Source organism: Pseudomonas sp. NPDC086112 (genome assembly GCF_044746425.1).
Classification (GTDB): Bacteria; Pseudomonadota; Gammaproteobacteria; order Pseudomonadales; family Pseudomonadaceae; genus Aquipseudomonas.
On record NZ_JBIVCD010000023.1, the window covers coordinates 41768 to 63939 of the forward strand.

At 61.2% G+C, this 22172-nt stretch carries 21 protein-coding genes and 1 pseudogene; 6 read left to right on the forward strand and 16 right to left on the reverse strand.

Annotated features, from left to right (window positions below):
• Window positions 1-10: 10 nt before the first annotated feature.
• Window positions 11-715, forward strand: coding sequence for a YebC/PmpR family DNA-binding transcriptional regulator (locus tag ACIPLA_RS17135; RefSeq protein ID WP_007903391.1), 705 nt, complete (start codon window positions 11-13; stop codon window positions 713-715).
• Window positions 716-845: 130 nt separating this feature from the next.
• Here ACIPLA_RS17135 and ACIPLA_RS17140 read toward each other — a convergent pair whose 3' ends face one another.
• The 9 genes and pseudogenes from ACIPLA_RS17140 to ACIPLA_RS17180 form a co-directional block, all read right to left on the reverse strand.
• A complete protein-coding gene (locus ACIPLA_RS17140; RefSeq protein WP_401174415.1) occupies window positions 846-2147 on the reverse strand; it encodes a leucine-rich repeat-containing protein kinase family protein in 1302 nt (433 codons plus the stop codon).
• Window positions 2148-2345: 198 nt separating this feature from the next.
• Window positions 2346-3476, reverse strand: coding sequence for a cell division protein ZapE (zapE, locus tag ACIPLA_RS17145; RefSeq protein WP_218394394.1), 1131 nt, complete (start codon window positions 3474-3476; stop codon window positions 2346-2348).
• Window positions 3477-3704: 228 nt separating this feature from the next.
• Window positions 3705-4751 (reverse strand): ABC transporter substrate-binding protein, encoded by a 1047-nt coding sequence (locus ACIPLA_RS17150; RefSeq protein ID WP_192342590.1) that lies wholly within the window; start codon window positions 4749-4751, stop codon window positions 3705-3707.
• A 17-nt stretch (window positions 4752-4768) separates the two neighbouring features.
• Window positions 4769-5884, reverse strand: coding sequence for an FAD-binding oxidoreductase (locus ACIPLA_RS17155; RefSeq protein WP_218394395.1), 1116 nt, complete (start codon window positions 5882-5884; stop codon window positions 4769-4771).
• Window positions 5881-7236, reverse strand: a complete 1356-nt coding sequence (locus ACIPLA_RS17160) for an FAD-dependent oxidoreductase (protein WP_401174420.1) — start codon at window positions 7234-7236, stop codon at window positions 5881-5883. Before ACIPLA_RS17160 ends, ACIPLA_RS17155 begins: the two co-directional genes overlap by 4 nt.
• A gap of 154 nt (window positions 7237-7390) precedes the next feature.
• Window positions 7391-7681: a (2Fe-2S)-binding protein gene (locus tag ACIPLA_RS17165; protein WP_218394397.1), complete on the reverse strand. Its 291-nt coding sequence runs from the start codon at window positions 7679-7681 to the stop codon at window positions 7391-7393.
• A gap of 7 nt (window positions 7682-7688) precedes the next feature.
• A pseudogene (locus ACIPLA_RS17170) lies at window positions 7689-8483 on the reverse strand (ABC transporter permease).
• Between the two features lie 6 nt (window positions 8484-8489).
• Complete coding sequence (locus ACIPLA_RS17175) at window positions 8490-9359, reverse strand: ABC transporter permease (protein WP_401174423.1); 870 nt, start codon at window positions 9357-9359, stop codon at window positions 8490-8492.
• Window positions 9356-10381 carry an ABC transporter ATP-binding protein gene (locus ACIPLA_RS17180; RefSeq protein WP_401174426.1) on the reverse strand — a complete coding sequence of 342 codons (1026 nt, stop codon included), beginning with the start codon at window positions 10379-10381 and terminating at the stop codon, window positions 9356-9358. The genes ACIPLA_RS17175 and ACIPLA_RS17180 overlap by 4 nt, the downstream gene beginning before the upstream one ends.
• 244 nt (window positions 10382-10625) lie before the next feature.
• Between ACIPLA_RS17180 and ACIPLA_RS17185 the strand changes: the two genes are divergently transcribed.
• Window positions 10626-11462 (forward strand): IclR family transcriptional regulator, encoded by an 837-nt coding sequence (locus tag ACIPLA_RS17185; RefSeq protein ID WP_007896916.1) that lies wholly within the window; start codon window positions 10626-10628, stop codon window positions 11460-11462.
• 135 nt (window positions 11463-11597) lie between these two features.
• On the opposite strand, the gene ACIPLA_RS17190 is transcribed toward ACIPLA_RS17185, so the two are convergent.
• Both ACIPLA_RS17190 and ACIPLA_RS17195 read right to left on the reverse strand, forming a co-directional pair.
• Window positions 11598-12350 (reverse strand): anti-sigma factor family protein, encoded by a 753-nt coding sequence (locus ACIPLA_RS17190; protein WP_401174429.1) that lies wholly within the window; start codon window positions 12348-12350, stop codon window positions 11598-11600.
• Window positions 12347-12853: an RNA polymerase sigma factor gene (locus ACIPLA_RS17195; RefSeq protein ID WP_401174485.1), complete on the reverse strand. Its 507-nt coding sequence runs from the start codon at window positions 12851-12853 to the stop codon at window positions 12347-12349. Before ACIPLA_RS17195 ends, ACIPLA_RS17190 begins: the two co-directional genes overlap by 4 nt.
• A 164-nt stretch (window positions 12854-13017) precedes the next feature.
• On the opposite strand from ACIPLA_RS17195, the gene ACIPLA_RS17200 reads away from it, so the two are divergent.
• Window positions 13018-14109 (forward strand): catalase family peroxidase, encoded by a 1092-nt coding sequence (locus ACIPLA_RS17200; protein ID WP_218394401.1) that lies wholly within the window; start codon window positions 13018-13020, stop codon window positions 14107-14109.
• Window positions 14109-14654, forward strand: a complete 546-nt coding sequence (locus ACIPLA_RS17205; RefSeq protein WP_218394402.1) for a cytochrome b — start codon at window positions 14109-14111, stop codon at window positions 14652-14654. Before ACIPLA_RS17200 ends, ACIPLA_RS17205 begins: the two co-directional genes overlap by 1 nt.
• Window positions 14655-14755: 101 nt before the next feature.
• On the opposite strand, the gene ACIPLA_RS17210 is transcribed toward ACIPLA_RS17205, so the two are convergent.
• Window positions 14756-15982: an MFS transporter gene (locus ACIPLA_RS17210; protein WP_401174433.1), complete on the reverse strand. Its 1227-nt coding sequence runs from the start codon at window positions 15980-15982 to the stop codon at window positions 14756-14758.
• 97 nt (window positions 15983-16079) lie between these two features.
• Here ACIPLA_RS17210 and ACIPLA_RS17215 point away from each other — a divergent pair, with 97 nt between their 5' ends.
• On the forward strand, window positions 16080-16526 hold the full coding sequence (locus ACIPLA_RS17215) for a helix-turn-helix domain-containing protein (RefSeq protein ID WP_218394404.1): 447 nt from the start codon (window positions 16080-16082) through the stop codon (window positions 16524-16526).
• Window positions 16527-16586: 60 nt separating this feature from the next.
• On the opposite strand, the gene ACIPLA_RS17220 is transcribed toward ACIPLA_RS17215, so the two are convergent.
• Together ACIPLA_RS17220 and ACIPLA_RS17225 are read right to left on the reverse strand one after the other, a co-directional pair.
• Window positions 16587-17738, reverse strand: coding sequence for a M14-type cytosolic carboxypeptidase (locus ACIPLA_RS17220; RefSeq protein ID WP_401174436.1), 1152 nt, complete (start codon window positions 17736-17738; stop codon window positions 16587-16589).
• Between the two features lie 481 nt (window positions 17739-18219).
• Window positions 18220-18561: a DUF6124 family protein gene (locus tag ACIPLA_RS17225; protein ID WP_123496598.1), complete on the reverse strand. Its 342-nt coding sequence runs from the start codon at window positions 18559-18561 to the stop codon at window positions 18220-18222.
• Window positions 18562-18690: 129 nt separating this feature from the next.
• On the opposite strand from ACIPLA_RS17225, the gene ACIPLA_RS17230 reads away from it, so the two are divergent.
• A complete protein-coding gene (locus tag ACIPLA_RS17230) occupies window positions 18691-19356 on the forward strand; it encodes a LexA family transcriptional regulator (RefSeq protein ID WP_218394406.1) in 666 nt (221 codons plus the stop codon).
• A gap of 39 nt (window positions 19357-19395) precedes the next feature.
• Here the strand turns inward: ACIPLA_RS17230 and ACIPLA_RS17235 are convergent, their stop codons facing one another.
• Window positions 19396-21351, reverse strand: coding sequence for an acetyl/propionyl/methylcrotonyl-CoA carboxylase subunit alpha (locus ACIPLA_RS17235; protein ID WP_401174440.1), 1956 nt, complete (start codon window positions 21349-21351; stop codon window positions 19396-19398).
• Window positions 21351-22166: a gamma-carboxygeranoyl-CoA hydratase gene (locus ACIPLA_RS17240; RefSeq protein WP_401174443.1), complete on the reverse strand. Its 816-nt coding sequence runs from the start codon at window positions 22164-22166 to the stop codon at window positions 21351-21353. The genes ACIPLA_RS17235 and ACIPLA_RS17240 overlap by 1 nt, the downstream gene beginning before the upstream one ends.
• Window positions 22167-22172: the final 6 nt, after the last annotated feature.

Here is a 22172-nt window from a genome sequence, read left to right on the forward strand (position 1 = left end):
AGAGTGAGTAATGGGCGCACAGTGGAAGGTTAAACACAAAGAAGCGGCAGCCAACGCCAAAGGCAAGATCTTCGGCAAACTGGTGAAAGAAATCACCATCGCTGCCCGCAACGGTGCCGATACCACCACCAACGCACACCTGCGTCTGGTGGTCGAACAGGCGAAAAAAGCCTCGATGCCCCGCGAAACCCTGGAACGCGCGATCAAGAAAGGCTCCGGCCAGCTCGGCGAAACCGTGCAATACCATCGCGTGACGTATGAAGGGTTCGCACCGCATCAGGTGCCGCTGATCGTTGAATGCGTGACTGACAACATCAACCGCACCGTCGCTGAAATCCGCGTCGCGTTCCGTAAGGGCCAGTTGGGCGCTTCCGGTTCGGTGGCCTGGGACTTCAACCACGTCGGCATGATCGAGGCGTCCCCGGACAGCCCTGACGCCGACCCGGAAATGGCTGCGATCGAAGCCGGTGCCCAGGATTTCGAGCCGGGTGAAGACGGCGCGACGCTGTTCCTGACCGAACCTGCAGACCTGGATGCGGTACAGAAAGCGCTGCCGGAGCAGGGTTTCACCGTGTTGTCGGCCAAGTTGGGCTACCAGCCGAAGAACCCGGTCAGTGGTTTGAGCGATGAGCAGATGGCAGAAGTCGAAGCGTTCCTCGAAGGCCTCGATAACCATGATGATGTGCAGGATATGTTTGTCGGGTTGGCGGGTTAAGTCTGTGTGTCATTGACGGCTTTTGTTGCCTGGCAGGCCGTCTTCGCGAGCAAGCCCGCTCCCACTTCGATCTGTGGCGTTCACAAATCCTATGTGGGAGCGAGCCTGCTCGCGAATGACCGCGCAGCGGTCACCGTCCATTCAACTCCCGCACAACCTCGCTGAACCCCGGCCGCGCCAGCACATCCGGCTGACAGCAACGCTGCTGTAGACCCTCTAACGCGATCCGCTGTTCATCACTCAACCCCGAGTCGATGCGCTCCAGCAATTCCCCCAGCAGCACCCCGAACGCCCGCACTTCGATCCGTTGCAGCGCGCGGCTTTCAAGGTTGTCCGAAGTGGCATGGAAAGACGCCGCGCCAAAGTCGCCCAACAGGCAATCGCCATGCTCGTTCCACATGATGTTGTGACCATAGAGGTCGCCGTGGGTGATGCCTTGGCGGTGCAAATGTTCAGCCACTGAAGCAATGCCACTGGCGATGCGCAGTGCCGCGCCAGCGCTGAACCGGGTGTCGTCGGTGTAGACGTCGCGGGTGCAGGACGCCAGGCTCGGCAGCCCGGCCAGGTTGCGATAACTCGGATCGATCAGTTGCATCACCAGCCCGGCCTGCGCTTGCGGATGGCCGACGATTCGCCCTTCGACCCGGATCAGATTGGGGTGGATGCCGGCGGTGATGCAGGCGTTCATTTCGTGCAACGGCGAGCCATCGCTGGTCATTTCTCCTTTGTAGAGCTTTACCGCGACCTGTTTCGTCTGTTCCCACAACGCCTGATGGATAACCCCCGACGCGCCTTCGCCGAGTTTTTTCTCCAGGTTCAGTTGGGACCAGGGAATGCTCGCCGTGGCTTCAAGCGCAGCCGCGTCGGCTTCGGTTTCCAGCGGGTTACCGGCGTACGCCAGCCAGGTCAGGCTCGGCAGGGTCAGCAGCCACTCGGGAAGCTCGGTGAGCTGATTGGCGGCGATGCGGATCAGCTCGAGTCGATGGCAATGACTCAGGCTTTCGGGGAGACGCTGTAACCGGTTGCCGGCGAGCATGAGCTTTTGCAGATGCGGGCATTCACCCAGTTCGGTCGGCAGTTCCGTGAGGCGGTTGTCAGTCAGGATCAGCCAGCGCAACAGCGGCGGCAGGGCGGCGCCCGGCACGTTTTCGATGGCGTTGGCCTTGAAGCCGATCATCGTCAGCGCGGTGCACTGGCCAAGGCAAGCGGGCAGTTCGGTGAACTGATTGTCCGAGCAGAACAGCACGCGTAAACGGGTCAGGCGGTGCAGGTCGTCTGGCAGGCTGCGCAAGGCGTTGCCGCTGAGGTTGAGCACTTCCAGCGAGTCCGCCAGGTCGAAGATTTCCCGGGGGAACTCGGTCAGTCCGCAGGACAGATCCAGACGGGTGATGCCCGACAGTTGGCCGGCGCGCAGTTGGGCGAGGGTATCCATGGGCAGGTTCGCTATTGATCAGGAGGAGGGCGTGGGGGCCTGGAAATGGGCGACATGATAGCGGGAAAGTTGTGGTGCTTGTCAGGCCGCCTTCGCGGGCAAGCCTCGCTCCTACAAGAGATCGAGGTACAACACAAAACCGTTGTAGGAGCGAGGCTTGCCCGCGAAGAGGCCGGTCGCCCAACACAAGAGTCTTGATCAAACCTCTTCCTTGACCTCCACCAACTGCCCCAACCGGCTGCGCGTACGCGCCAGGTCGATAGCATCGCCACCCAGGCTTTCGCGCAATGACTGGTGACCGAGCAGGATCAGGTGCTTGTCCTGGTCGTACAAGACGTCGATCAGGTTGATGAAACGCTGTTGGGCGGCGATTGAACAGTCGGCGAGGCTGGGCAGTTTGTCGATGATCCAGCGGTCGAACCGTCGGCACAGTTCCAGGTAGTCCATGACCGCGGTGGGGTGTTCGCACAGGTCGGCGAAGGTGAAGCCGACGCTTCGCCCTTCACAGTATCGGGCTTGCAGGTGCCGTGTCCCGACGGGCAGCTGGATGGCCGGTGCGTCGTGTTCGAGCAGCTGCAACACTTGACGCTGGGCCACCGTGGCCGGCCAGACGTACCGGCCCTGGGTGAACAACTGCTGTGCGTGGGTGCGCGCCTGACTGCGGTAATCATGCGGGCCGCCGACTTCCATCACCTGCATGCGCGTGTTGACCAGATCGATCACCGGTTTGAAACGGGCGTGGTAGAGCGGGTTGGGTAGCAAACCTTCCGGCGGATAGTTGGAGGTCACCAGCAGCACAATCCCCCGGCGAAACAGCGCCTTGAACAGCCGCGTGATGAGCATCGCATCGCCGATGTCATGCACGTGGAATTCATCGAAACACAGCACCCGGCAGTCTTGCAGCAGTTCGTCGAGGGTGACCGCCAGCGCATCGGGCTGATCGCAATGGATGAACATGCCTTGGTGCAGTTGCGCAAAAAACTCATGGAAGTGCAGGCGTTGTTTTTCCGCGATGGGGATGGCCTGGAAAAAACCGTCGAGCAACCAGCTCTTGCCGCGCCCGACTGCACCAAAGAGGTAAAGACCGGGGAGTGTCGGCGCTGATGTGCCCAGCAGCGCCGAAGCGTGCTGCGCCATGCAGTCGATCACTCGTTGCTGGCTATGGCTGAGGGTGTAGCCCTGGTTATGGGCCTTGCGGTGGAAGTAGTCGTGGATCACCCGGCCCTGCGTACTGCCACTGGCCGGCGTCGCAGATGCCTTGCCGAAGAAACGGCGTAGCGCGGGCCAGCGTGGTGTGAGTCGCGGACGGTTGGGTGGTCGAATGGCCACTGTGAAGTCACCCCGTAGTCTTCAGGCCGCTCCCAAGCTGCGGCGGCGTAGTTTAACCAAATGGGGAATTTGCCTTCCACTGGTGTTGGTGAAGCTACTGTGGTGAGAGAGCTTTTGTGGCGAGGGAGCTTGCTCCCGTTGGACTGCGCAGCAGTTCCTTTTTTGGGGCCGCTTCGCAGCCCAACGGGAGCAAGCTCCCTCGCCACATGGATCTTTTGATCTTCGAGGTTAGCGCTCGATACTGCGATTCCACCGGGCATTCCACGCCGGGCGCTGTTCGTTGACCTGATCCCAGTCGATGGCGATCGCGGTCGTCAGATACTGCTTCATCGCCTCGACCTGACCGCGGGTCTTGTCGGTGGTTGGCGTATTCGGGTTGGACGGAATCTGATCGCCGTCTTCAAGCGCGGCGGCTTGCGCTTCGGGCGTCAGCAGGAAGGCCGCGAGTTTCTGCGCCAGTTCCGGTTGGGTATTGTTGGCGATGGCGCATTCGGCGACGTTGAGCACCACGGAGCCTTCCTTGGGCTGTGCATATTCCACCGGCATGCCCTTGAGTTTCAGCGCGGTGACCTGGGTCGGGGTCAGCGGGAACAGCGCCGCTTCGTCGGTCTGGAGCATTTCGGAGATCTTCGCCGAACTCGGAATGTACTCCAGCACGTTACGCCCGACGGTGTTCGGCCATGCCTTGAACCCCGGTTCGACGTCGGTTTCGCTGCCGCCCTGAATCCGGTTGAACATCAGAAAACCGTGCAGGCCGAAGGTCGAAGATGCCATCGACTGAAACACCAGTTTGTCCTTGAAGCGCGGGTCGGCCATGTCCATCCATGAGGTCGGTGCGCTCCAGCCTTTTTCCTTGAACAGCCGCGTGTTGTACGCCAGCCCGGTGACCCCAAGGCTGACCGCCACGGCTTGATCCTTGATGCGGCCTTTGGCCGGAATCTGCGCCAGGGGCGGGCTGTCTTCGAGTTTGTCGCACAAGCCCATGGCGATAGCGCGGTACATGATGCCGTCGTCGAGGAACATCACGTGCATCTGCGGGTTGCCTTTGCTGGCCTGGACCTTGGCCAGAATATCGGCGGAGGTTCCCGGCACGATCACCACTTTGACGTTATTGGCTTTCTCGAAAGCCGGCAGCACCTTGTCGGCGTAGAGCCGCTCCATGGTTCCGCCGTTCATGCCCAGGTAAAGCGTCGGTTCGGCCTGGGCCTGGTTGACCGTGAGCATGGCGCCCAAGCAAGAGAAACCGAGCAGTGCACTGCGTTTGAAATGATTCATGGCGCGACCTTCCTCTATCAAGCAACGGAGATGGAGTGAAACCGGGTGATGGAAAACGCATCCAGCGACGTCTTTGACGCGCCGCTACAGATGATCTCGGTGAGCGCCTGGCCCACCGCAGGCCCGATCTGAAAGCCTGCGCCGGCAAAGCCGAACGCGTGCAACAGACCGGGTTGGGTGCTGCTGTGGCCGATCACCGGTTGGCGATCGGGCAAATAACCTTCGGTGCCGCTCCAGGTGCGAATCGCCTGGGCGCCTTCGAGAAACGGGTAGAGTTCGACGGCCTGGCGCAAGATCTCGATGACGGCGTTCTGACCAGGCCGGGCGCGGGCGTCATCGAGGGCAAAGCCCTGGCCGCCGCCCAACACACAATTGCCGCGAGCGACCTGACGGGCATAGATGCCGCCACCCTCGACGCCGGTGCTGGCATTCATCACCAGCGGCAAGGGTTCGGTGACCAGCATCGCCGGGTGACCGGCATGCATTGGCACCGCTTCGCCGAATTGCGCGGCGAGGTTTCCGGCCCAGGCACCGGCGCAATTCAGCAGCCAGGGGGCGTGCAGCTCGAGGCCGGATTGAGTGCTGACGTGAAAGCGCTGACCGTCATGCTCCACCGCCGTCACTGCGCATTGTTCATGGATTTGCGCACCGTGCCGACGCGCCGCCTGCGCGAAGGCCGGAGACACCAGTCGCGGGTTGGCGTGGCCGTCGTCCGGGCACAACGAAGCACCGACCGCGACCTCGCCGACCCACGGAAACCGTGCGCGCAACTGATTGCGGTCGAGTACCTGCAAATCGAGGCCGAACCCCTGGCTGCTGGCGGCGTAATCCTGCAAGGCGTGCAAGTCATTGATACTGCGGGCGAGCTTCAGGTGACCGCTGCGCTGATACTCGCCGTTGATGCCGATCAACTGCGGCAGTTGCCCCCAGATCTCGTGAGCCCGTTGCGACAGCGGCAATTGCGACAGCGGCCGGCCCTGACGACGCACGCCGCCGTAGTTCACACCGCTGGAGTGCGAACCGCAAAAGTCCCGCTCCAGCAATGCGACGCGACGGCCGGCCTTGCTCAAGAACAGGGCGGCGGAGGCCCCGACAATGCCGCCACCAATAATGATTGCATCGACCTCGATCATGGCTCGACCTCCAGACCGAACGGCAAGGGTTTGATCGGCGCCTGAGCTCGCAACCGGCCGATGTCGGACAGGTTGCGCTGGCTTTCGCAGGCGATGATTTCCGCTGCGGCGGCGCCACACATCCGTCCTTGGCAGCGCCCCATGCCGACCCGGCAATGGGCCTTGACCCGATTGATCTCCCAATGGCCGTCGCGCACCACCTGACGGATGTCGCCGGCGCGCACTTCTTCGCAGCGGCAAATCATCAGTTCATCCGCGGCGTCGGTGGCCCAGCTTTCGGGAAAGATAAAGGCGCGCTCCAGGCCTTGGCGGAATCTGACGATAGTGTTCAGCGACTGTTCCAGCTGGGTGGCACGTTGCGGCGGGATCAGGTAACCGATGTCTTCAAGCAGCGCCAGGGCAGCCCGTTCACCGGCCATTTCCGCGGCGTCGGCACCCATGATGCCGGCGCCGTCACCGGCCAGGTACACCCCGGCGACACTGCTGCGACCGGCGCTGTCGCGCTGCGGCAGCCAGGCGCGGTTGAGTGGGTTCCAGGTGAATTCACAGCCCAGCAAGTCGGCGAGTTGGGTTTCGCTGCGCAGGCCGTGGGCGAAGGCTATGGCGTCGCAATCCAGCTGATGCTCGCCTTTCGAGTTGGACCAATTCAGCGATTGCACGCGGTGTTCGCCATCGATGCGTTTCAAGGTAGCGCCCTGGTGCACCGGGATGCCATGGGCGGTCAGCCAGGTGCGGTAATAAATGCCTTTGGCCAACGTGGTCGGTTGCGCCAGCAGACCGGGCAGGGCGCGGGCCTGAGCGCTGAAGGGCGAGCTGTCGAGCACGGCGATCACGTTGGCGCCGGCCTTGGCATATTGGTACGCCACCAAGTACAGCAACGGCCCGCTGCCGGCGAACACCACCCGTTCACCGATGGCACAGCCTTGAAACTTCAAGGCAATCTGCGCCGCACCGAGGCTGTATGCCCCCGGCAACGTCCAGCCTGGCACCGGCAGAATCCGGTCGGTGGCGCCCGTGGCGACAATCACCCGGGAGAATTCCAGCCGTGCGGCGCGGCCCTCATGCAAGGTGTCGAGCGCCCCGGCTTCGGCGTTCCACACCAGCGTGTCGGGACGGTAATCGAGTTGCTCGCGCAGTGCGTCGATTGTCTGGTGCAGCGCGTTGGCCTTGCGTGCTTCGAAGCCATACAGCTTGACCGCCGAACGCTTGAAATTCGCCGGCTGACGCCGATAAATCTGCCCGCCACCGCGGGCGGCTTCGTCCAGCAGCACGGGGTGCACGCCGTGGGCAACGAGGGTTTGCGCCGCACGGATTCCAGCGGGGCCTGCGCCGATGATGACTACAGGTTTCATGCCCACCTCATAAGTGATCGACACTGCAATCCTGTGGGAGCGGGTTTGCTCGCGAAGGGGGCGGCACATTCAATAGGTGTGGTGGCTGACACGACGCTTTCGCGAGCAAGCCCGCTCCCACAGGGGATTGGGTTTCTGCAGGGGAAGTTGGTGTTCATAGGGAGCGCCCCGGTTCGCGACTGATGTGTTGACCGGCTTCGAGCAGCGTCGAGCAAGCCCGCACCCGGCGGCCATCGCCCAGGCGTACCCAGCAGTCCTGGCAGGCGCCCATCAGGCAGAAGCCGGCGCGGGGTTCGGCGCTGAAGTCGCTGCCGCGCAGGTGTTCGCTGCAGGTCAGCACGGCGGTCAGCAGGGTGTCGCCGAGCAAGCCACGGGCAGGCTTGCCGTCGAGGGTAAAGTCCAGGGCCGGGCGGTCGCCTTCGGCCAGTCGTTTCAGCAGAGCCATGGCGACCTCATTGTTTACCCACCAGCACCCGATCCAGGCCGTAGACCCGATCGAGCAGAATCATCGTCAACGCCGTCAGCGCAATCACCAGGGCCGACACCGCCGCCATCATCGGATCGATGGATTCGGTGGCGTACACGTACATGCGCACCGGCAGGGTTTGCGTGGCCGGCGAGGTGACGAAGATCGACAACGTGACCTCATCGAAGCTGTTGATGAACGCCAGCAGCCAGCCACCGGCGACCCCCGGCTAAATCATCGGCAAGGTGATTTGCCGGAACAACGTGAAGCGTCCGGCGCCCAGGGATTGCGCGGCGTGTTCGGCACTGCGGTCCAGACCGATGGCCGAGGCCAACACCAGTCGCAGCACGTACGGCGTGATCACCAGCACATGGGCGAAGATCAGCCAGGCGAAGCTGCCGTTGACACCCATCAGCGCAAACAAGCGCAGCAATGCGACGCCCAGTACCAGGTGCGGAATGATGATCGGCGACAGGAACAGCCCGTTGAAAAAGTCCCGGCCGGGGAACTCGAATCGAGTGATCGCCAGGGCTGCCGGCACCGCGATCAGCGTCGCCAGCGTGGCGGCGCAGAACGCCAGGATCAGGCTGTTGTAGAACGCATCGACAAAGTCTGCACGCTCGAACACTGCACGGAACCAGCGCAGGGAAAACTCCGTGGTCGGCAGGCTCAGGGTGTTTTCCGGGGTGAAGGCGACGAGGCACACCACCACCAGCGGCGCGAGCATGAACAGCACCACCAGGGTATGGAACAGCAGGGCGAAAGGACCGTTTCTGGACATGACGAATTATCCCAATGACTTCTTGTAGCGGCCTTCGATCATTCGGTTCCACGACAGCATGATCAGCAGGTTGAGCAACAGCAGCGCGACGGCGATGGCCGCGCCCATCGGCCAGTTCAGTTCCGACAGGTACTGGTCGTAGATCAGCGTGGCGACCATCTTTATCCGGCGTCCGCCGAGTAGTCCGGGAATGGCAAATGAACTGGCCGCGAGGCCGAACACGATCAATGTGCCGGAGAGCACACCGGGCATGATTTGAGGCAGCACCACTTTGCGCATCACCGTGAGGTGGCTGGCGCCCAGTGACAGCGCGGCCTGTTCGGCGGCCGGGTCGAGTTTCTGCAGCGAGGTCCAGACCGGAATGATCATGAATGGCAGCATCACGTGGACCAGGGCGATCACCACGGCGAACGGCGTATAAAGCAACTTCATCGGCGAGCCACCGAAGGCTTGCAGGGTCTGGTTGACCAGGCCGTCGGCGCCGAGCAACAGGCTCCAGCCGAAGGCGCGCACCACCACCGAAATCAGCAACGGCGTGAGGATCAGAATCAGGAAGATCGAGCGCCACGGCGCGCCCATGCGGCTGAGGATGTAGGCCTCGGGCACGCCGATCACCACGCAGAGCAGGGTGGTCAGGGCGCTGATCCAGAACGTGCGCAGAAAGATCTCGTAGAAGTACGGATCGCCCAGCAGGCTGCTGTAGTGATCGAGGGTGTAGGCGTCGCTGTTAATTCCCGAGCTGTAGTCGAAGACGTTGAACGACAGCACTAGCGTCAGGCCCAACGGGATGACCAGTAAACCGAGGTACAAGGCCAGGGCCGGTGCTGACAGCCAATAACCCTGGCGTCCCTGGCGAATGACGACAAGCGTACTCATGCCGACACCTCATCGACTCTCAGCACCCGCAGCAGCGCCGAGTCCCAGTCGAGGCCGACCGCCGTGCCTTCGATCAAGGGAGCCGAACCGTCGTTGCGGCGCACCACGCTGAGTTCGCCCAACGATGTCGATACGCCGTACAGCCATTGGCTACCGAGGAAGAAGCGGCTGACGATCTTGCCTTGCAAACGACCATGGCCAACATCACGCAGATCGATTTTTTCCGGGCGCAGGCTCAGGGTCAGTTCGCCGTCGCCACGATTGCAGACCTGCACAACGCCAGCGCTGTCCCGTTCGCCGGGCAGCAGATTGGCCTTGCCGACGAAGCCGGAAATGAACTCGGTGCGCGGGTGTTCGTAGAGGGTGTAGGGCGCGTCGATCTGGGTGATGCGTCCGGCCTGCATTACCACCACCCGGTCGCTGATCGACAGCGCTTCGGACTGGTCGTGGGTGACCATCAGCGTGGTGATGCCGACCTCGCGCTGGATGCGGCGGATTTCGAACTGCATCTCCTCGCGCAAATTGGCGTCGAGGTTGGACAGCGGTTCGTCGAGCAGCAGCACCGGCGGCTCGATCACCAACGCCCGGGCCAGCGCAACACGTTGGCGCTGACCGCCGGAGAGTTCTCGTGGATAACGCTCGGCGTGTTGGTTCAGACGTACCAGTTTCAGCACCCGATCCACCCGTTGCTGCAACTCGCCATTGGGCACTTTGCGCATGCGCAGGCCGAAGGCGACGTTGTCTTGCACGGTCATGTGCGGGAACAGCGCGTAACTCTGGAACACCACCCCGAGGCCGCGACTGGCGGGTTTGGCGTGGGTGATGTCGCGACCGTCCAGCACAATGCGCCCGCTGCTGACTTCGACGAAGCCGGCGATCATTTGCAGGGTGGTGGTTTTGCCGCAGCCGGAGGGGCCGAGCAAGGAAACGAACTCGCCTTTTTCCACCGACAGGTTGGTGGCGACGACCGCGTCGATTTCGCCGTAACGTTTGCCGAGGTTTTCAAGTTGCACGAAGGCCATGACTGCGCTCCACCTGAGATTGTTATGCGTCGCCAAAGGCGCGCTTTTTTGTATGGGCAGATACGAAAAGGGTGTTGCCGGGGTGCGTTGGCGCTCGACTTCTGTCGGCTGCCGCTGTTGTTCGAATCGCCCCTGATGGACGCAGAGTAGGACGAAGAATAGGATGGGCTCAATGGCCTATTTCACTGAAGCGATGACTATTTTCAGTTTCATTCAGTGAGTAAATTTATTGTCGAGAAATCACATGCCTGATTCCATTGAGCGGAATGAAAATAAAAATGAAGTCGGTGTTGGTGCCGTCTCAAGACTGTTTGCAGTGCTGCGCAGTCTGGGGGACACCGTCGAAGGTGGAGAACGCGTCACCCAACTGGCGCAACGCATCGGTTTGTCGCAACCGACCACCCACCGCTTGCTGCGCAGCCTGATGGACGAGGGCATGGTCGAGCAGGACGCGCGCAGCAAACGCTATCGCCTGAGCCTGGAGTTTTTTGCCTTGGCAGCCCGCGCCGGCAACACCGGCAATTTGCGCGAGCTGGCGCGGCCGGCATTGCTGCGGCTGTCGGCGTCGTTGGGGGACTCGTTGTTTTTGCTGGCGCGCAGCGGCTTTGATGCGATCTGTCTGGACCGTAGTGAAGGGCCGTTTCCGATCCGCACGTTTACCGGTGACATCGGCGGACGGGTGGCGCTCGGCGTAGGGCAAGGCAGTCTGGCGATTCTGGCGTTTCTGCCGGAAGAGGAGCGCGACACGGTGATTCATTACAACTTGCCGCGGCTCAAGGATTTTCACCTGTATGACGAGGTGTTCCTGCGCTCGGAAGTCGAGAATGTGCGCACCCTCGGCTACGCCGGGCGCAACACCGGCGTATTGCAAGGCATGGCCGGTGTGGCCGTGCCAATTCTTGATCGGGAAGGTCGGGCGGTGGCGGCGTTGAGTGTGGCCACGGTCAGCGATCGCCTGGGGCCGGATCGCTTGCCGACAGTGGTGGAGATGCTCAAACGCGAAGCCGCGCTGATCGGGCCGCGGATCAATCCGTTCGATCCGCTGTTGCGCAGGCCTTCGCAGGTGTTTGGGCAGGGGTAAGCACAACCTCAGGCCTCCACCGACCCCTTGTGGGAGCGGGCTTGCTCGCGAAGGCGGCGGGTCAGTCAACATAAACGTTGAATGTTAAATCGCCTTCGCGAGCAAGCCCGCTCCCACAGGGATTGGCGGTGGTGATCAGAACTGCGCAGTTTGCTTGAGCATCTGCGCCGCCGGCGTGTCACTTGGGCTGACCATCGCATAATTGTACCCAGCCCCGGACCAATACTCGGCCTGCAACTCACCATCGCTGCGGCTCCCTCGAGGCAGGAGGAAGTTTTTAGGTCCTGGCGGGCGGACGTAGAAGCTGACTTTGTGGCCGGCCTGATCCTCATAAACCACCATCGCCGCCGGCCCTTGTTCGGTACTGAGCAGTCGCCCGCTGACGGGTGTGTATCCGGCAGCGGTCAGGTTCGGCAGGCGTTGGGCCTGGCTGAAATAACGGTCGAGCCAGCCCTGCATATCGCCGTCATCGCTGACTTTGTAATCCGCCGGCAGGATGCCTTGCTGGGCAATCAGCCGGTAAGCCTGCATCGCATCAGTCATCGGCAGCGGGGCGCTGGCCAGGGTCATTTGTCGCGCCTGCCAACCGCCCAATCCGCCGACGCTGACTGCGATCAGCAGCATCGCGGCGCTGGCCAGATGGCGGCGTGACTGGCGTTTGACTCGCTGGCGAATCATTGCCGGGTCGAGTTGCGGGTTGGCCGGTTGCTGCAAGGCGCCGCTCAGGGCCGCGCGCAACTGTTGGGCATCGTGTTGCCAGGCGCGTACTTGCGCGGCCGCTTCGGCGTTGTTGGCCAGATAAGTTTCCACCCGATGTCGGTCGGCATCGCTGAGTTGGTGATCGACATAGGCGTGCAGGTCACGCTCGCTGGGAGGCATGCTGATCATTTGAGTCTCCGCAGGGAAGGGGGGCTGATTTCGCCGTCGCTGAGCTGGCGCAAGGCCTGACGTGCGCGGGACAGGCGCGACATCACGGTGCCGGTGGGGACGTCGAGGATCTCGGCGACCGCCTTATAACTCAAGCCTTCCACCGATACCCAAAGCAGCAGTGCGCGCTGTTCGGTGCTGAGCTGATCGAAGGCTTGCAGGGTCGATTGGGCGATCACCGTGCGTTCTGCCGAAGGCTGCGCATCATCACGGCCGGTAAAGAACTCGAGCATGCGCGCATAACGCCGGGAGCGGCGATGAGCGTCGAGAAACTGCCGATAAAGAATCGAAAACAGCCAGGCACGCAAGTCGCCCTCGGGACGTTTGTCGCCCCAACTCGACAGCGCGCGCTCAAGGCAGGCCTGCACCAGATCGTCGGCGCTGCTGGGGTTGCGCGTCAGCGATACGGCGAAACGCCGCAGCCTGGGAATGACTTCCCTGAGTTGTTCGTCGATATCGTTCATGAAGTTCTGACCAGTCACTACGCTGTGGTGAGTGTTCAGGAAGACGCCCGGCATTCGAGGTTATTCCACGCCCGGAAAAATAAACACCGGGCGATGGAATAAACCTTGGCGCGGTTCGTCTGCCTGATTCTTCTCACTTGTGGCCGATGGCCCTGGAGTCATTCATGGTAGATCGCTCATCACCGCCAACGGGGCCTGACCGGCCACCGCTGAGTGCCGCGAGCCTGACGTTGCGCCTGACCGGCATTGCCGTGGTGGTCGCCGCGCTGGCCGGGGCTTTTGCCTACGTCAACGGCACACTCGACCCACAGCGCCTGACGCCGAAAGCCTTGGTCAATGTGCTGGAGAAAAACAACGGCGTACACCCGGGGTTCCGTCGTAACCACGCCAAAGGCGTGTGCGTGATCGGGCATTTCGAGAGCAGCAGCCAGGCGCGCGAGTATTCCAGTGCCCAGGTGTTCAGCGAAGCGCGGACCCCGGTGGTCGGGCGTTTCGCGCTGCCCGCCGGCAATCCTTACGCGCCGGACAACAGCGTGCCGATCCGCAGTCTGGCGTTGCGTTTTACTCAGGCTAACGGCCAGCAGTGGCGCACCGGGATGAACAGCATGCCGGTGTTCCCGGTGGGCACGCCCGAGGCGTTCTATCAGTTGCAACAAGCACAGTCACCGGATCCGTCTACCGGCAAACCAAACCCGGCGGCTGTTCCAGCGTTTTTCGGTTCTCACCCGGAAGCCGCGCCGTTTCTGGCCTGGATCAAAACCGCCAAACCGTCGGCCAGTTACGCGACGCAAACCTATAACAGCGTCAACGCGTTTTACCTGGTGAACGCGGCCGGGCAACGGCAGGCGGTGCGTTGGAGCATGACGCCGGTTGCTCAGGACGCGGCAGGCGCGACGGCTCCCGAGGGCGGTGATTTCCTAGAGAAAGATCTGGTGCAGCGCTTGTCCGCCGGACCGCTGCGTTGGCAGTTGAACATTACTCTGGCGAACCCCGAAGACCCGGTCAACGACGCGAGCAAAGCCTGGCCCGACGGCCGAAAAGTGCTGAACGCCGGCACGCTGGTGCTCGAAAGCACCCAGCCGCAACTCAATGGCGAGTGCCGTGACATCAACTACGACCCACTGGTATTGCCCAGCGGTATCGAAGGCTCCGACGACCCGCTGCTCGCCGCTCGCTCAGCGGGTTACGCCCGTTCCTACCTGCGCCGCACCAGCGAAGTGAAGCAGTTGCCCAACGCCAAACAGGAGTCTCAATAATGAGCGCTCAACCGAACCATTTCGCGCCATTGGCGCGGCTGTTGCACTGGCTGATGGCGCTGATGATCCTCTCGATGCTGTTTATCGGCGCGGGTATGGCGGCCTCGGTGTCTGAGCGCCATCAGTGGCTGATCCATCTGCACAAACCTTTGGGCGTTGCGATTCTGTTGCTGGTGATCGTGCGTCTGGCCGTGCGTTTTTCGACCCGGCAACCACCGCTGCCGGCGGACCTGCCGGGTTGGCAAGTGGTCGCGGCCAAGGCCTCGCATGCCTTGCTGTACGCCTTGATGCTGATTTTGCCGCTGCTGGGCTGGGCGATGATTTCGGCGGCCGGCGATCCGGTGATGCTCAGTAGTTCGCTGCAGTTGCCGTCGATTCTGCCGGCGAATGCGCAGGTGTTTGCGTTCCTGCGCAAGGCGCATGGGTATCTGGCGTATCTGCTGTTTCTGACTGTGCTGCTGCACTTGGCGGCGGCGTTGTTTCACGGTTGGGTGCGCCGCGATGACGTGCTGAACAGCATGCTGCGGGGTAAGGATCGCGGGTGATCAGGAGGCTGGCACGGCATTGTGGCGAGGGAGCTTGCTCCCGTCGGGCTGCGAAGCAGCCCCCAAATGCAGTTAGTCAGACGCTCCTGCGTCTGATTGATTTACGACTGCTGCGCAGCCGAGCGGGAGCAAGCTCCCTCGCCACAGGTGTTGGGTGTTTTGGCGGCGAGCGTCAGCCACCAATAAATCAACGCCACGGCATTGATGCCAGCACCCAGCCAACACACCCCGATCCATCCCACCCAAGCGTACATCGCCGTCGAACCGATGGAACCCAAGGCGCTGCCGATCGAGTAGAACAGCATGTAGCCGGCGGTGAGTCGGCTTTGCGCTTCGGGGCGCACGCTGTAGATCATGCTCTGGCTGGTGACATGAACGGCTTGCAAACCCAGATCCAGCGTAATCACCCCGAGCAGCAGCGCCCATAGCGAGGATTGGGTGAGTGCGATGGGCAGCCATGAGGCGAGCATCAGCAGCAACGACAGGCCACTGGTCCATTGACCCAGACCGCGATCGGCCAGATGCCCGGCACGGGCAGCGGCTAGCGCACCGGCGGCTCCGGCCAGGCCGAACAGTCCGATTTCGGTGTGGGAAAGTGAAAGCGGCGGGGCACTCAGCGGCAGCACCAAGGGTGTCCACAACACCATGGCGCTGGCGAAGGTCAGCAGGGCGAGCATGGCCCGTTGACGCAATACCGGTTCTTCCTTGAACAACGTGAATACCGATCCGATCAACGCAGCGTAAGCGCTATCCGGTCGCGCCTCTTCGTGCTTGGGCAGCACACGAAACAACAGCAGCGCCATCACCAGGGTCAACCCGGCGGACAGCAGATAAATCGAACGCCAACCGGCCAGATCGGCCATGCCGCCCGCCACCGTTCGTGCCAACAGAATGCCGACGACAATGCCGCTGGTGATCACGCCCACCACACGTCCACGTTGCGCCGGGATGGCCAGAGTCGCTGCGTAGGCCACCAGGACTTGTGTCACGACCGCCAGTAACCCGGTCAGCGCCATGCCGAGCAACAGCCACATGCTGTTCGAGGCAAACGTGATCATCAATAAAGCCAGCGCCGACAGCAGGGTTTGCACGACGATCAGCCGGCGGCGGTTGAGCAGATCCCCTAGCGGAACCAGCAATAACAGACCCACGCCATAACCGATCTGGGTAAGGGTGACGACGATACCGATGGTTGCCGGGTCCATGGCGAAGGCTTCGGCCATGGCATCGAGCAGCGGTTGTGCGTAATACACATTGCCGACGGCCAGGCCGCAGGCAAGGGCAAACAGCAGCACCACTGCGCCGCTTAACGGATGGTCAGGCTTCATCACGGGCTTCCTTGTGTGGTTTCAAAATAAAACCAGTTGTACGGTAGGTAATCTGGTTTTATATTGCAACCACATTTGTTTGCCGGCGGACGCGGTCATGGTTAAACGTACAAGCATGGAAGGCGCCGAATGCCCGGTCGCTCGTTCACTGGACGCGATTGGTGATTGGTGGTCGTTATTGATCGTGCGCGATGCGTTCGATGGCTTGCGGCGATTCGGTGAGTTCCAGCGCAATCTGGGCATGGCCAAAAACATTCTCTCGGCACGCCTGCGCACATTGGTGGCTCACGGAATTTTCGATCTGGTGCCAGCGTCGGACGGCAGCGCGTATCAGGAATATGTGCTGACGGAGAAAGGCAAGGGCCTGTTCCCGTTGATCATCGGATTGCGGCAGTGGGGCGAGGCGTTTTTCTTTGAGGCGGGGGAGGCGCATTCGCGGGTTGTCGATCGTGAGAACGGTCGACCGGTGCGGCCGCTGGAGTTGCGTGCCGAGGATGGGCGTTTGTTGGGACCGGAGGATTGTGTGCGGATCGCTGCCCAGTGAAAACGTCAAAAGATCGCAGCCTTCGGCAGAAGCCTGCGATCTTTTGACGTTAAAGGACAATCAGCGCAGGGTATCGACCATGTCGGCGATGGTCGTCAGCACGTCCTTGCCCAATTGCTTGGAGCGTTTGCCGGACCAGCCGGTCAGCGGGTTCGGTGCGTCGTTGTGGTCTTTGAAGGGCATTTCCAGGGTCAGCGACAGGCAGTCGAACTTCTGACCGACGCTGTTGCAGGCCAGGGTCATGTTGGCTTTGCCCGGCTCGTCGCGGGTGTAGCCGTACTTGGTCTGGAAGTCTTTGGTCTGATGTTTCAGATGACTGCGGAAATGTTCTTCGAGTTTTTCGATCCGCGACGTATAGCCCGGGTTACCTTCGCAACCGGCGGTGAACACGTGGGGGATTTCTTCATCGCCATGGATGTCGAGGAACAGGTCGACGCCATACTTTTCCATCTGTTGCTGAACGAACAGCACTTCCGGGCTGACTTCCTGGCTGGCGTTCTGCCAGGCGCGGTTCAGGTCCTGGCCCATGGCGTTGGTGCGCAAATGACCGTGGAAAGCGCCGTCCGGGTTCATGTTCGGCACCAGGTACAGGTCGGCGCTGGCCAGGAGTTTTTTCAGCACGGGGTCGTCGTGTTTTTCCAGACGCTCTATCACGCCTTCCATGAACCATTCAGCCATGTGTTCGCCGGGGTGTTGCTGGGCGATGATCCAGACCTTGCGCTGACCTTCGGCCCCCGTCCCTTTGCGCAACAACTGGATGTCACGACCTTCAACGCTCTTGCCGGTGGCCAGCAGTTCGGTGCCGGCTTTGGTCAATGCCTGTTCGATCAGCCAGTCATGGCGGCCACGGCTGTAAGGTTCGAAGTAGGCGAACCAGGCATGGGTAGCCGTGGCTTCCAGGCTGAAACGCAGGCAGTCGCCTTCAAAGATGGTCGGCACCCGGAACCAGTTGACGTGGTCATAGGACGCTACCGCCTGATAGCCATCCCAGGCTTTGTTGTACGAGGATTTGCTGGCGTTGTTCAGGCGAAACCAATGCTCCTGTCCGACGTGCAGACCGCTGGCCTTGAAGTGGAACCACTGGAAATGCTGGCTGCGAGTGTCTGGCTTGATCGCCAGCAGTGCTTGCAAAGGATTGCTGATGTCCAGCACTTCGATGTTGCCACTGTCGAAGTTCGCGTTGATGTCGAAAGAAGATCTAGCCACGGCCATAATCAATTCCTGAGTATGTTTTTTATGGCTGCTACTTTACACGCAAGGGAGGGAAAAACCGGGGGAAATTGCGAGGGTGAAAAGGGGGGCGTCCTCCTTGACGCCGATGCAGCTTAGAGACTGTGCAAGTGATTCTCAAGTGCTATTTTGCGTTAGTTTGGCCCAATGCTACCGGGCCTCTCTTGCCAACAGATATTCTTTTGATATCATCCGCGCCAATCGGATTTTGCAGCACCCACAGACTTCATTAGCCTGAAGCCAAAGCCAGAATAACTGGCAAAAAAAGACCCGGCAAAAAGCCGGGTCAAAAACCGTGATTAGCCTGATGAGGAGATAGTCCAGGAGACCGACCTAAGGTCCCTGGTCCATCGACTGATCTCGCGACCAGTTGCTTGCAATAATAATCATTATCATTTGCAAGTCAAATGTTTTTATCTCCGTGATTGGAAAATTCTTTCCTTTCTACTCCTGCGTATTCGCCTCAGCCCTGCTGTGCCCCTTCCAGGGATCGATCAACCATCGCCTTGGCCATGTCGATCATGTGCACCGTCGAAAACGCCAGATCCCGGCTTGCGCCCTGCAGCTGGTTGGCTGATTCATGCGCGGTGGCGGCGGCACATCGCAACAGATCTGAAGCATGGACCAATGCCTCTTCGCTGCTGATGTTACGGTTCACATCGAAGAAACGTTCTTCGCCGGCCTGTTCTGACACAGCTGGTTTCAAGTAATAGTCCAGTGCCCGCTGCGCGGCAGCCGAGCCTTTTGGCGAGTTGAGTGTGGTGTCGAATTGCATGTCGGGCAGGGTAATGCTGGGGATGGTCATGGCGATGGCAAGCTCCGTGAGAAATTCAAATCCGTGAGCCCAGCTTAGTACGTACTGTATTTGTGTCTTGAATTTAAATACTACAATTTGTGTTTTGTTGGTCGGAGTACCCCACGTATCGTGCCGCACATGGATAAATGGATTGAATTGGTCAAGGCCAAAATGAGTGAACTCAAAGTCACTCAAGAAATACTCGCCGAGCGCATCGGAATGTCCCAGGGCGGCGTCGGCCATTGGCTGAATAAACGTCGTCAGCCCCGCATCCAAGAGATGAACCGTGTCTTGAAGGCGCTGGGGATGGACTATCTGGAAGTCGCGATGGTGATCAGGGAACCGCAGGTCTCACAGGATGAGGAGATATCTCTGACGCAAAAGTACAACCCGTACTTTCGCTACCCGGTCAGTGACTGGCGGGAAACCGGAGAGGTGCGCGATGGAGAACTATCGGCTTACGGCGCCTCATCGACTGTCAGCAAGCCGCGCTTCGAGTTGTCCGATTACCATGCCCAGGGCGCAGCGTTCTGGTTGGTGGTGGTTGGCGATGCGATGACCGCACCCACGGGGGTGAGCATTGCCGCGGACATGTTGATTCTGGTGGACCCGGCCATCGTGCCGGAGCCTGGCAAACTGGTGATCGCCCAATGGCCCGGCAGCGCCGAGGCGGTTTTTCGCAAACTGATCGAAGAGGGCGGGCAGCGTTACCTGGTCCCGCTCAATCCGACCTATCCGAAAGCCCTTTTCACCGAGGAATGCCGAATTATCGGCGTAGTGGTTCAGGCGACTGCCAAATTCTAATCAGATCGGTCCTCGTAACGCGTAGGACCGATCTTCATTTCACGCGTGTTCCAACTCCACCAACGCACTGCCTTCGCTGACCATCTCGCCTTCCTGGCAATACAACGCCTTGATAATCCCAGCGTGGGGCGCGCGAATGCTGTGCTCCATTTTCATCGCTTCCAGCACCACCAATTGCGCCCCTGCTTCGACCGTTTGCCCGGCCTCCACCAGCACTCGCACGATGCTGCCGTTCATAGGCGCGGTGAGTCCGCCCTGATGGCTGTGACTGGCTTCGACGGCACTGATCGGGTCATACGACTCGATGCGGCGCAGCTCACCGTCCCATTGCAGATACAGCGTATCGCCCCGGCGGATTGCCCGGTGCTGGCGGCGCAAGCCGTTGTGTTCGGTCAGCAGGTATTCACCCTTGAGCTGTGCGGTATGAGCGTCGGCATCGCCCAGGGTCAGTGCCCGGTCTTGTCCTTCGCAACTCAAATGCAGGGTGATTTCTGTTGGCAGTCCGGCACGGAATCCGTTGCCAATACCCCAAGGCGAACTCAGGTCATCAGTGCGGGTCGTGCTCGTCTGGCTCTGGGCAAATGCCTGCGCGGCCGCTTGCCAGAATTCATCGCTGAGGTCTGAAGGTGCTGGCAGCAGTTGTTCCTGATAACGCGGAATAAAACCGGTATCCAGCTCCGCCGCGGCAAATGCAGGGTGGCCGATGATTCGGCGCAGGAAGTTGATGTTGGTTTTCAGCCCGCCGATGGCAAACTCATCAAGCATGCTCAGCAAACGCAGCCGCGCCTGCTCACGGTCTTCGCCCCAGGCAATCAGCTTGCCGAGCATCGGGTCGTAGAAGGGCGAAATCTCGTCGCCTTCTTCGACACCACTGTCGACGCGACGCCCCGGTCCTGCGGCGGATTCGCGATACAACGAGAGACGCCCGGTGGCGGGCAGAAAATCGTTGCCCGGGTCTTCGGCGTACAGTCGCACTTCGATCGCATGGCCGATCAGCGGTACCTGAGCCTGGGTCATCGGCAACACTTCACCGCGGGCCACGCGAATCTGCCAGGCCACCAGGTCAAGACCGGTGATGGCTTCGGTGACCGGGTGTTCAACTTGCAGGCGCGTGTTCATCTCCATGAAGAAGAACTCACCGCGCGCATCCAGCAAAAACTCCACGGTGCCGGCACCGACGTAACCGATGGCCTGTGCCGAGCGCACAGCGGCTTCGCCCATGGCTCGACGCAGTTCCGGGCTCAGACCCGGAGCCGGGGCTTCTTCGACGACTTTCTGATGCCGACGCTGGATCGAGCAATCACGTTCATTGAGGTACAAGCAGTTGCCATGCTGGTCGGCGAATACCTGGATTTCCACGTGGCGTGGCTTGAGCAGGTACTTCTCCACCAACATCCGCGAGTCGCCGAATGAGGATTGCGCTTCACGTTGCGCCGAGGCCAGGGCTTCGGCCAGTTGGCTGACGTCCTCGACCACTTTCATGCCTTTGCCACCGCCGCCCGCCGTGGCCTTGAGCAGCACCGGATAACCGATGCGTGCGCAGGCGTCGCGGAAGGTTTCGAGGTCTTGGGCTTCACCGTGATAACCGGGCACCAGTGGCACGCCTGCAGTTTCCATCAGGGCTTTGGCCGCGGACTTGCTGCCCATGGCGTCGATGGCCGAGGCGGGCGGGCCGAGGAAGATCAGGCCGGCCGCTTCGATTGCGCGGGCGAACCCGGCGTTTTCCGAGAGAAAACCATAACCGGGATGAATCGCCTGAGCGCCGCTGGCCTTCGCGGCGGCGATCAGTTTGTCGATTTTCAGGTAACTGTCGGCGGCTTTGCTGCCGCCCAGGTCAACGCGGATATCGGCTTCGCGGCTGTGTCGGGCATCCCGGTCGGTGGCGCTGTGCACGGCCACAGTGGTCAGGCCCAGGGCTTTGGCGGTGCGCATCACCCGGCAAGCGATTTCGCCGCGGTTGGCCACCAGCAAGGTGGTGAGAACAGGTGCGCTCATCAACGCGGCTCCTTGAGGGTGGTTTCGGCTTGCCAGTTCGGCGGACGTTTTTGCAGGAAGGCGCGCAGGCCTTCCTGGCCTTCGGGACTGACGCGGATTCGGGCGATGGCGTTTTCGGTGTAGCGTCGCAGCGCCGGAGTCAGCGCGCCATGGCCGACTTCACGCAGCAAGTCCTTGCTGGCGCGCATGGCCGCCGGACTGTTGAGCAGCAGGTTGTCGATCCACTGATCGACTTTCTGCTCCAGCTCAGCCATCGGATAGCTTTCCGACAACAGGCCGATTTCCCGAGCCCGTTGCCCGCCGAAACGTTCTGCGGTCAACGCATAGCGGCGTGCCGCTCGCTCGCCGATAGCTTGCACCACGAACGGGCTGATGACCGCCGGCGCCAGGCCGATGCGCACTTCCGACAGGCAGAACTGCGCGTCGTCGGCACCGATGGCCATGTCGCAGCAACTGATCAAACCGAGTGCGCCGCCATAGGCCGCGCCTTGTACTACCGCCAGGGTCGGGACTTTCAGCTTGGCGAGGTTGTACATCAATTCCGCCAGTTCCCGGGCGTCGTCGAGGTTGGTGTGGTAATCGAGTTCGGCCGATTGCTGCATCCAGGCCAGATCGGCACCGGCGCTGAAATGCTTGCCGCGTCCGCGGATCAACAGAAAACGCAGACTGGCATCGCTCGACACTTTGTCCAGCGCGAGGATCAGTTCGCGAATCATTTCGGCGTTGAAGGCGTTGTTTTTTTCTTCACGGCTGAGCCACAAGGTCGCAAAACCCCGCGGGTCGGTCAGCAGTTCGAGGGTGTTGAAGTCGCTCATGTGTTA

Excerpts from the sequence above, each read along its gene's own strand:
- ACIPLA_RS17185 (WP_007896916.1), top strand. The coding sequence starts at position 10,626 with ATGCCTGATTCCATTGAGCGGAATGAAAATAAAAATGAAGTCGGTGTT.
- ACIPLA_RS17150 (WP_192342590.1), bottom strand. The coding sequence starts at position 4,751 with ATGAATCATTTCAAACGCAGTGCACTGCTCGGTTTCTCTTGCTTGGGC.
- ACIPLA_RS17230 (WP_218394406.1), top strand. The coding sequence starts at position 18,691 with ATGGATAAATGGATTGAATTGGTCAAGGCCAAAATGAGTGAACTCAAA.
- ACIPLA_RS17225 (WP_123496598.1), bottom strand. The coding sequence starts at position 18,561 with ATGACCATCCCCAGCATTACCCTGCCCGACATGCAATTCGACACCACA.
- ACIPLA_RS17140 (WP_401174415.1), bottom strand. The coding sequence starts at position 2,147 with ATGGATACCCTCGCCCAACTGCGCGCCGGCCAACTGTCGGGCATCACC.
- ACIPLA_RS17210 (WP_401174433.1), bottom strand. The coding sequence starts at position 15,982 with ATGAAGCCTGACCATCCGTTAAGCGGCGCAGTGGTGCTGCTGTTTGCC.
- ACIPLA_RS17175 (WP_401174423.1), bottom strand. The coding sequence starts at position 9,359 with ATGAGTACGCTTGTCGTCATTCGCCAGGGACGCCAGGGTTATTGGCTG.
- ACIPLA_RS17155 (WP_218394395.1), bottom strand. The coding sequence starts at position 5,884 with ATGATCGAGGTCGATGCAATCATTATTGGTGGCGGCATTGTCGGGGCC.
- ACIPLA_RS17235 (WP_401174440.1), bottom strand. The coding sequence starts at position 21,351 with ATGAGCGCACCTGTTCTCACCACCTTGCTGGTGGCCAACCGCGGCGAA.
- ACIPLA_RS17190 (WP_401174429.1), bottom strand. The coding sequence starts at position 12,350 with ATGATCAGCATGCCTCCCAGCGAGCGTGACCTGCACGCCTATGTCGAT.
- ACIPLA_RS17240 (WP_401174443.1), bottom strand. The coding sequence starts at position 22,166 with ATGAGCGACTTCAACACCCTCGAACTGCTGACCGACCCGCGGGGTTTT.
- ACIPLA_RS17195 (WP_401174485.1), bottom strand. The coding sequence starts at position 12,853 with ATGAACGATATCGACGAACAACTCAGGGAAGTCATTCCCAGGCTGCGG.
- ACIPLA_RS17135 (WP_007903391.1), top strand. The coding sequence starts at position 11 with ATGGGCGCACAGTGGAAGGTTAAACACAAAGAAGCGGCAGCCAACGCC.
- ACIPLA_RS17220 (WP_401174436.1), bottom strand. The coding sequence starts at position 17,738 with ATGGCCGTGGCTAGATCTTCTTTCGACATCAACGCGAACTTCGACAGT.
- ACIPLA_RS17205 (WP_218394402.1), top strand. The coding sequence starts at position 14,109 with ATGAGCGCTCAACCGAACCATTTCGCGCCATTGGCGCGGCTGTTGCAC.
- ACIPLA_RS17160 (WP_401174420.1), bottom strand. The coding sequence starts at position 7,236 with ATGAAACCTGTAGTCATCATCGGCGCAGGCCCCGCTGGAATCCGTGCG.
- ACIPLA_RS17165 (WP_218394397.1), bottom strand. The coding sequence starts at position 7,681 with ATGGCTCTGCTGAAACGACTGGCCGAAGGCGACCGCCCGGCCCTGGAC.
- ACIPLA_RS17180 (WP_401174426.1), bottom strand. The coding sequence starts at position 10,381 with ATGGCCTTCGTGCAACTTGAAAACCTCGGCAAACGTTACGGCGAAATC.
- ACIPLA_RS17200 (WP_218394401.1), top strand. The coding sequence starts at position 13,018 with ATGGTAGATCGCTCATCACCGCCAACGGGGCCTGACCGGCCACCGCTG.
- ACIPLA_RS17215 (WP_218394404.1), top strand. The coding sequence starts at position 16,080 with ATGGTTAAACGTACAAGCATGGAAGGCGCCGAATGCCCGGTCGCTCGT.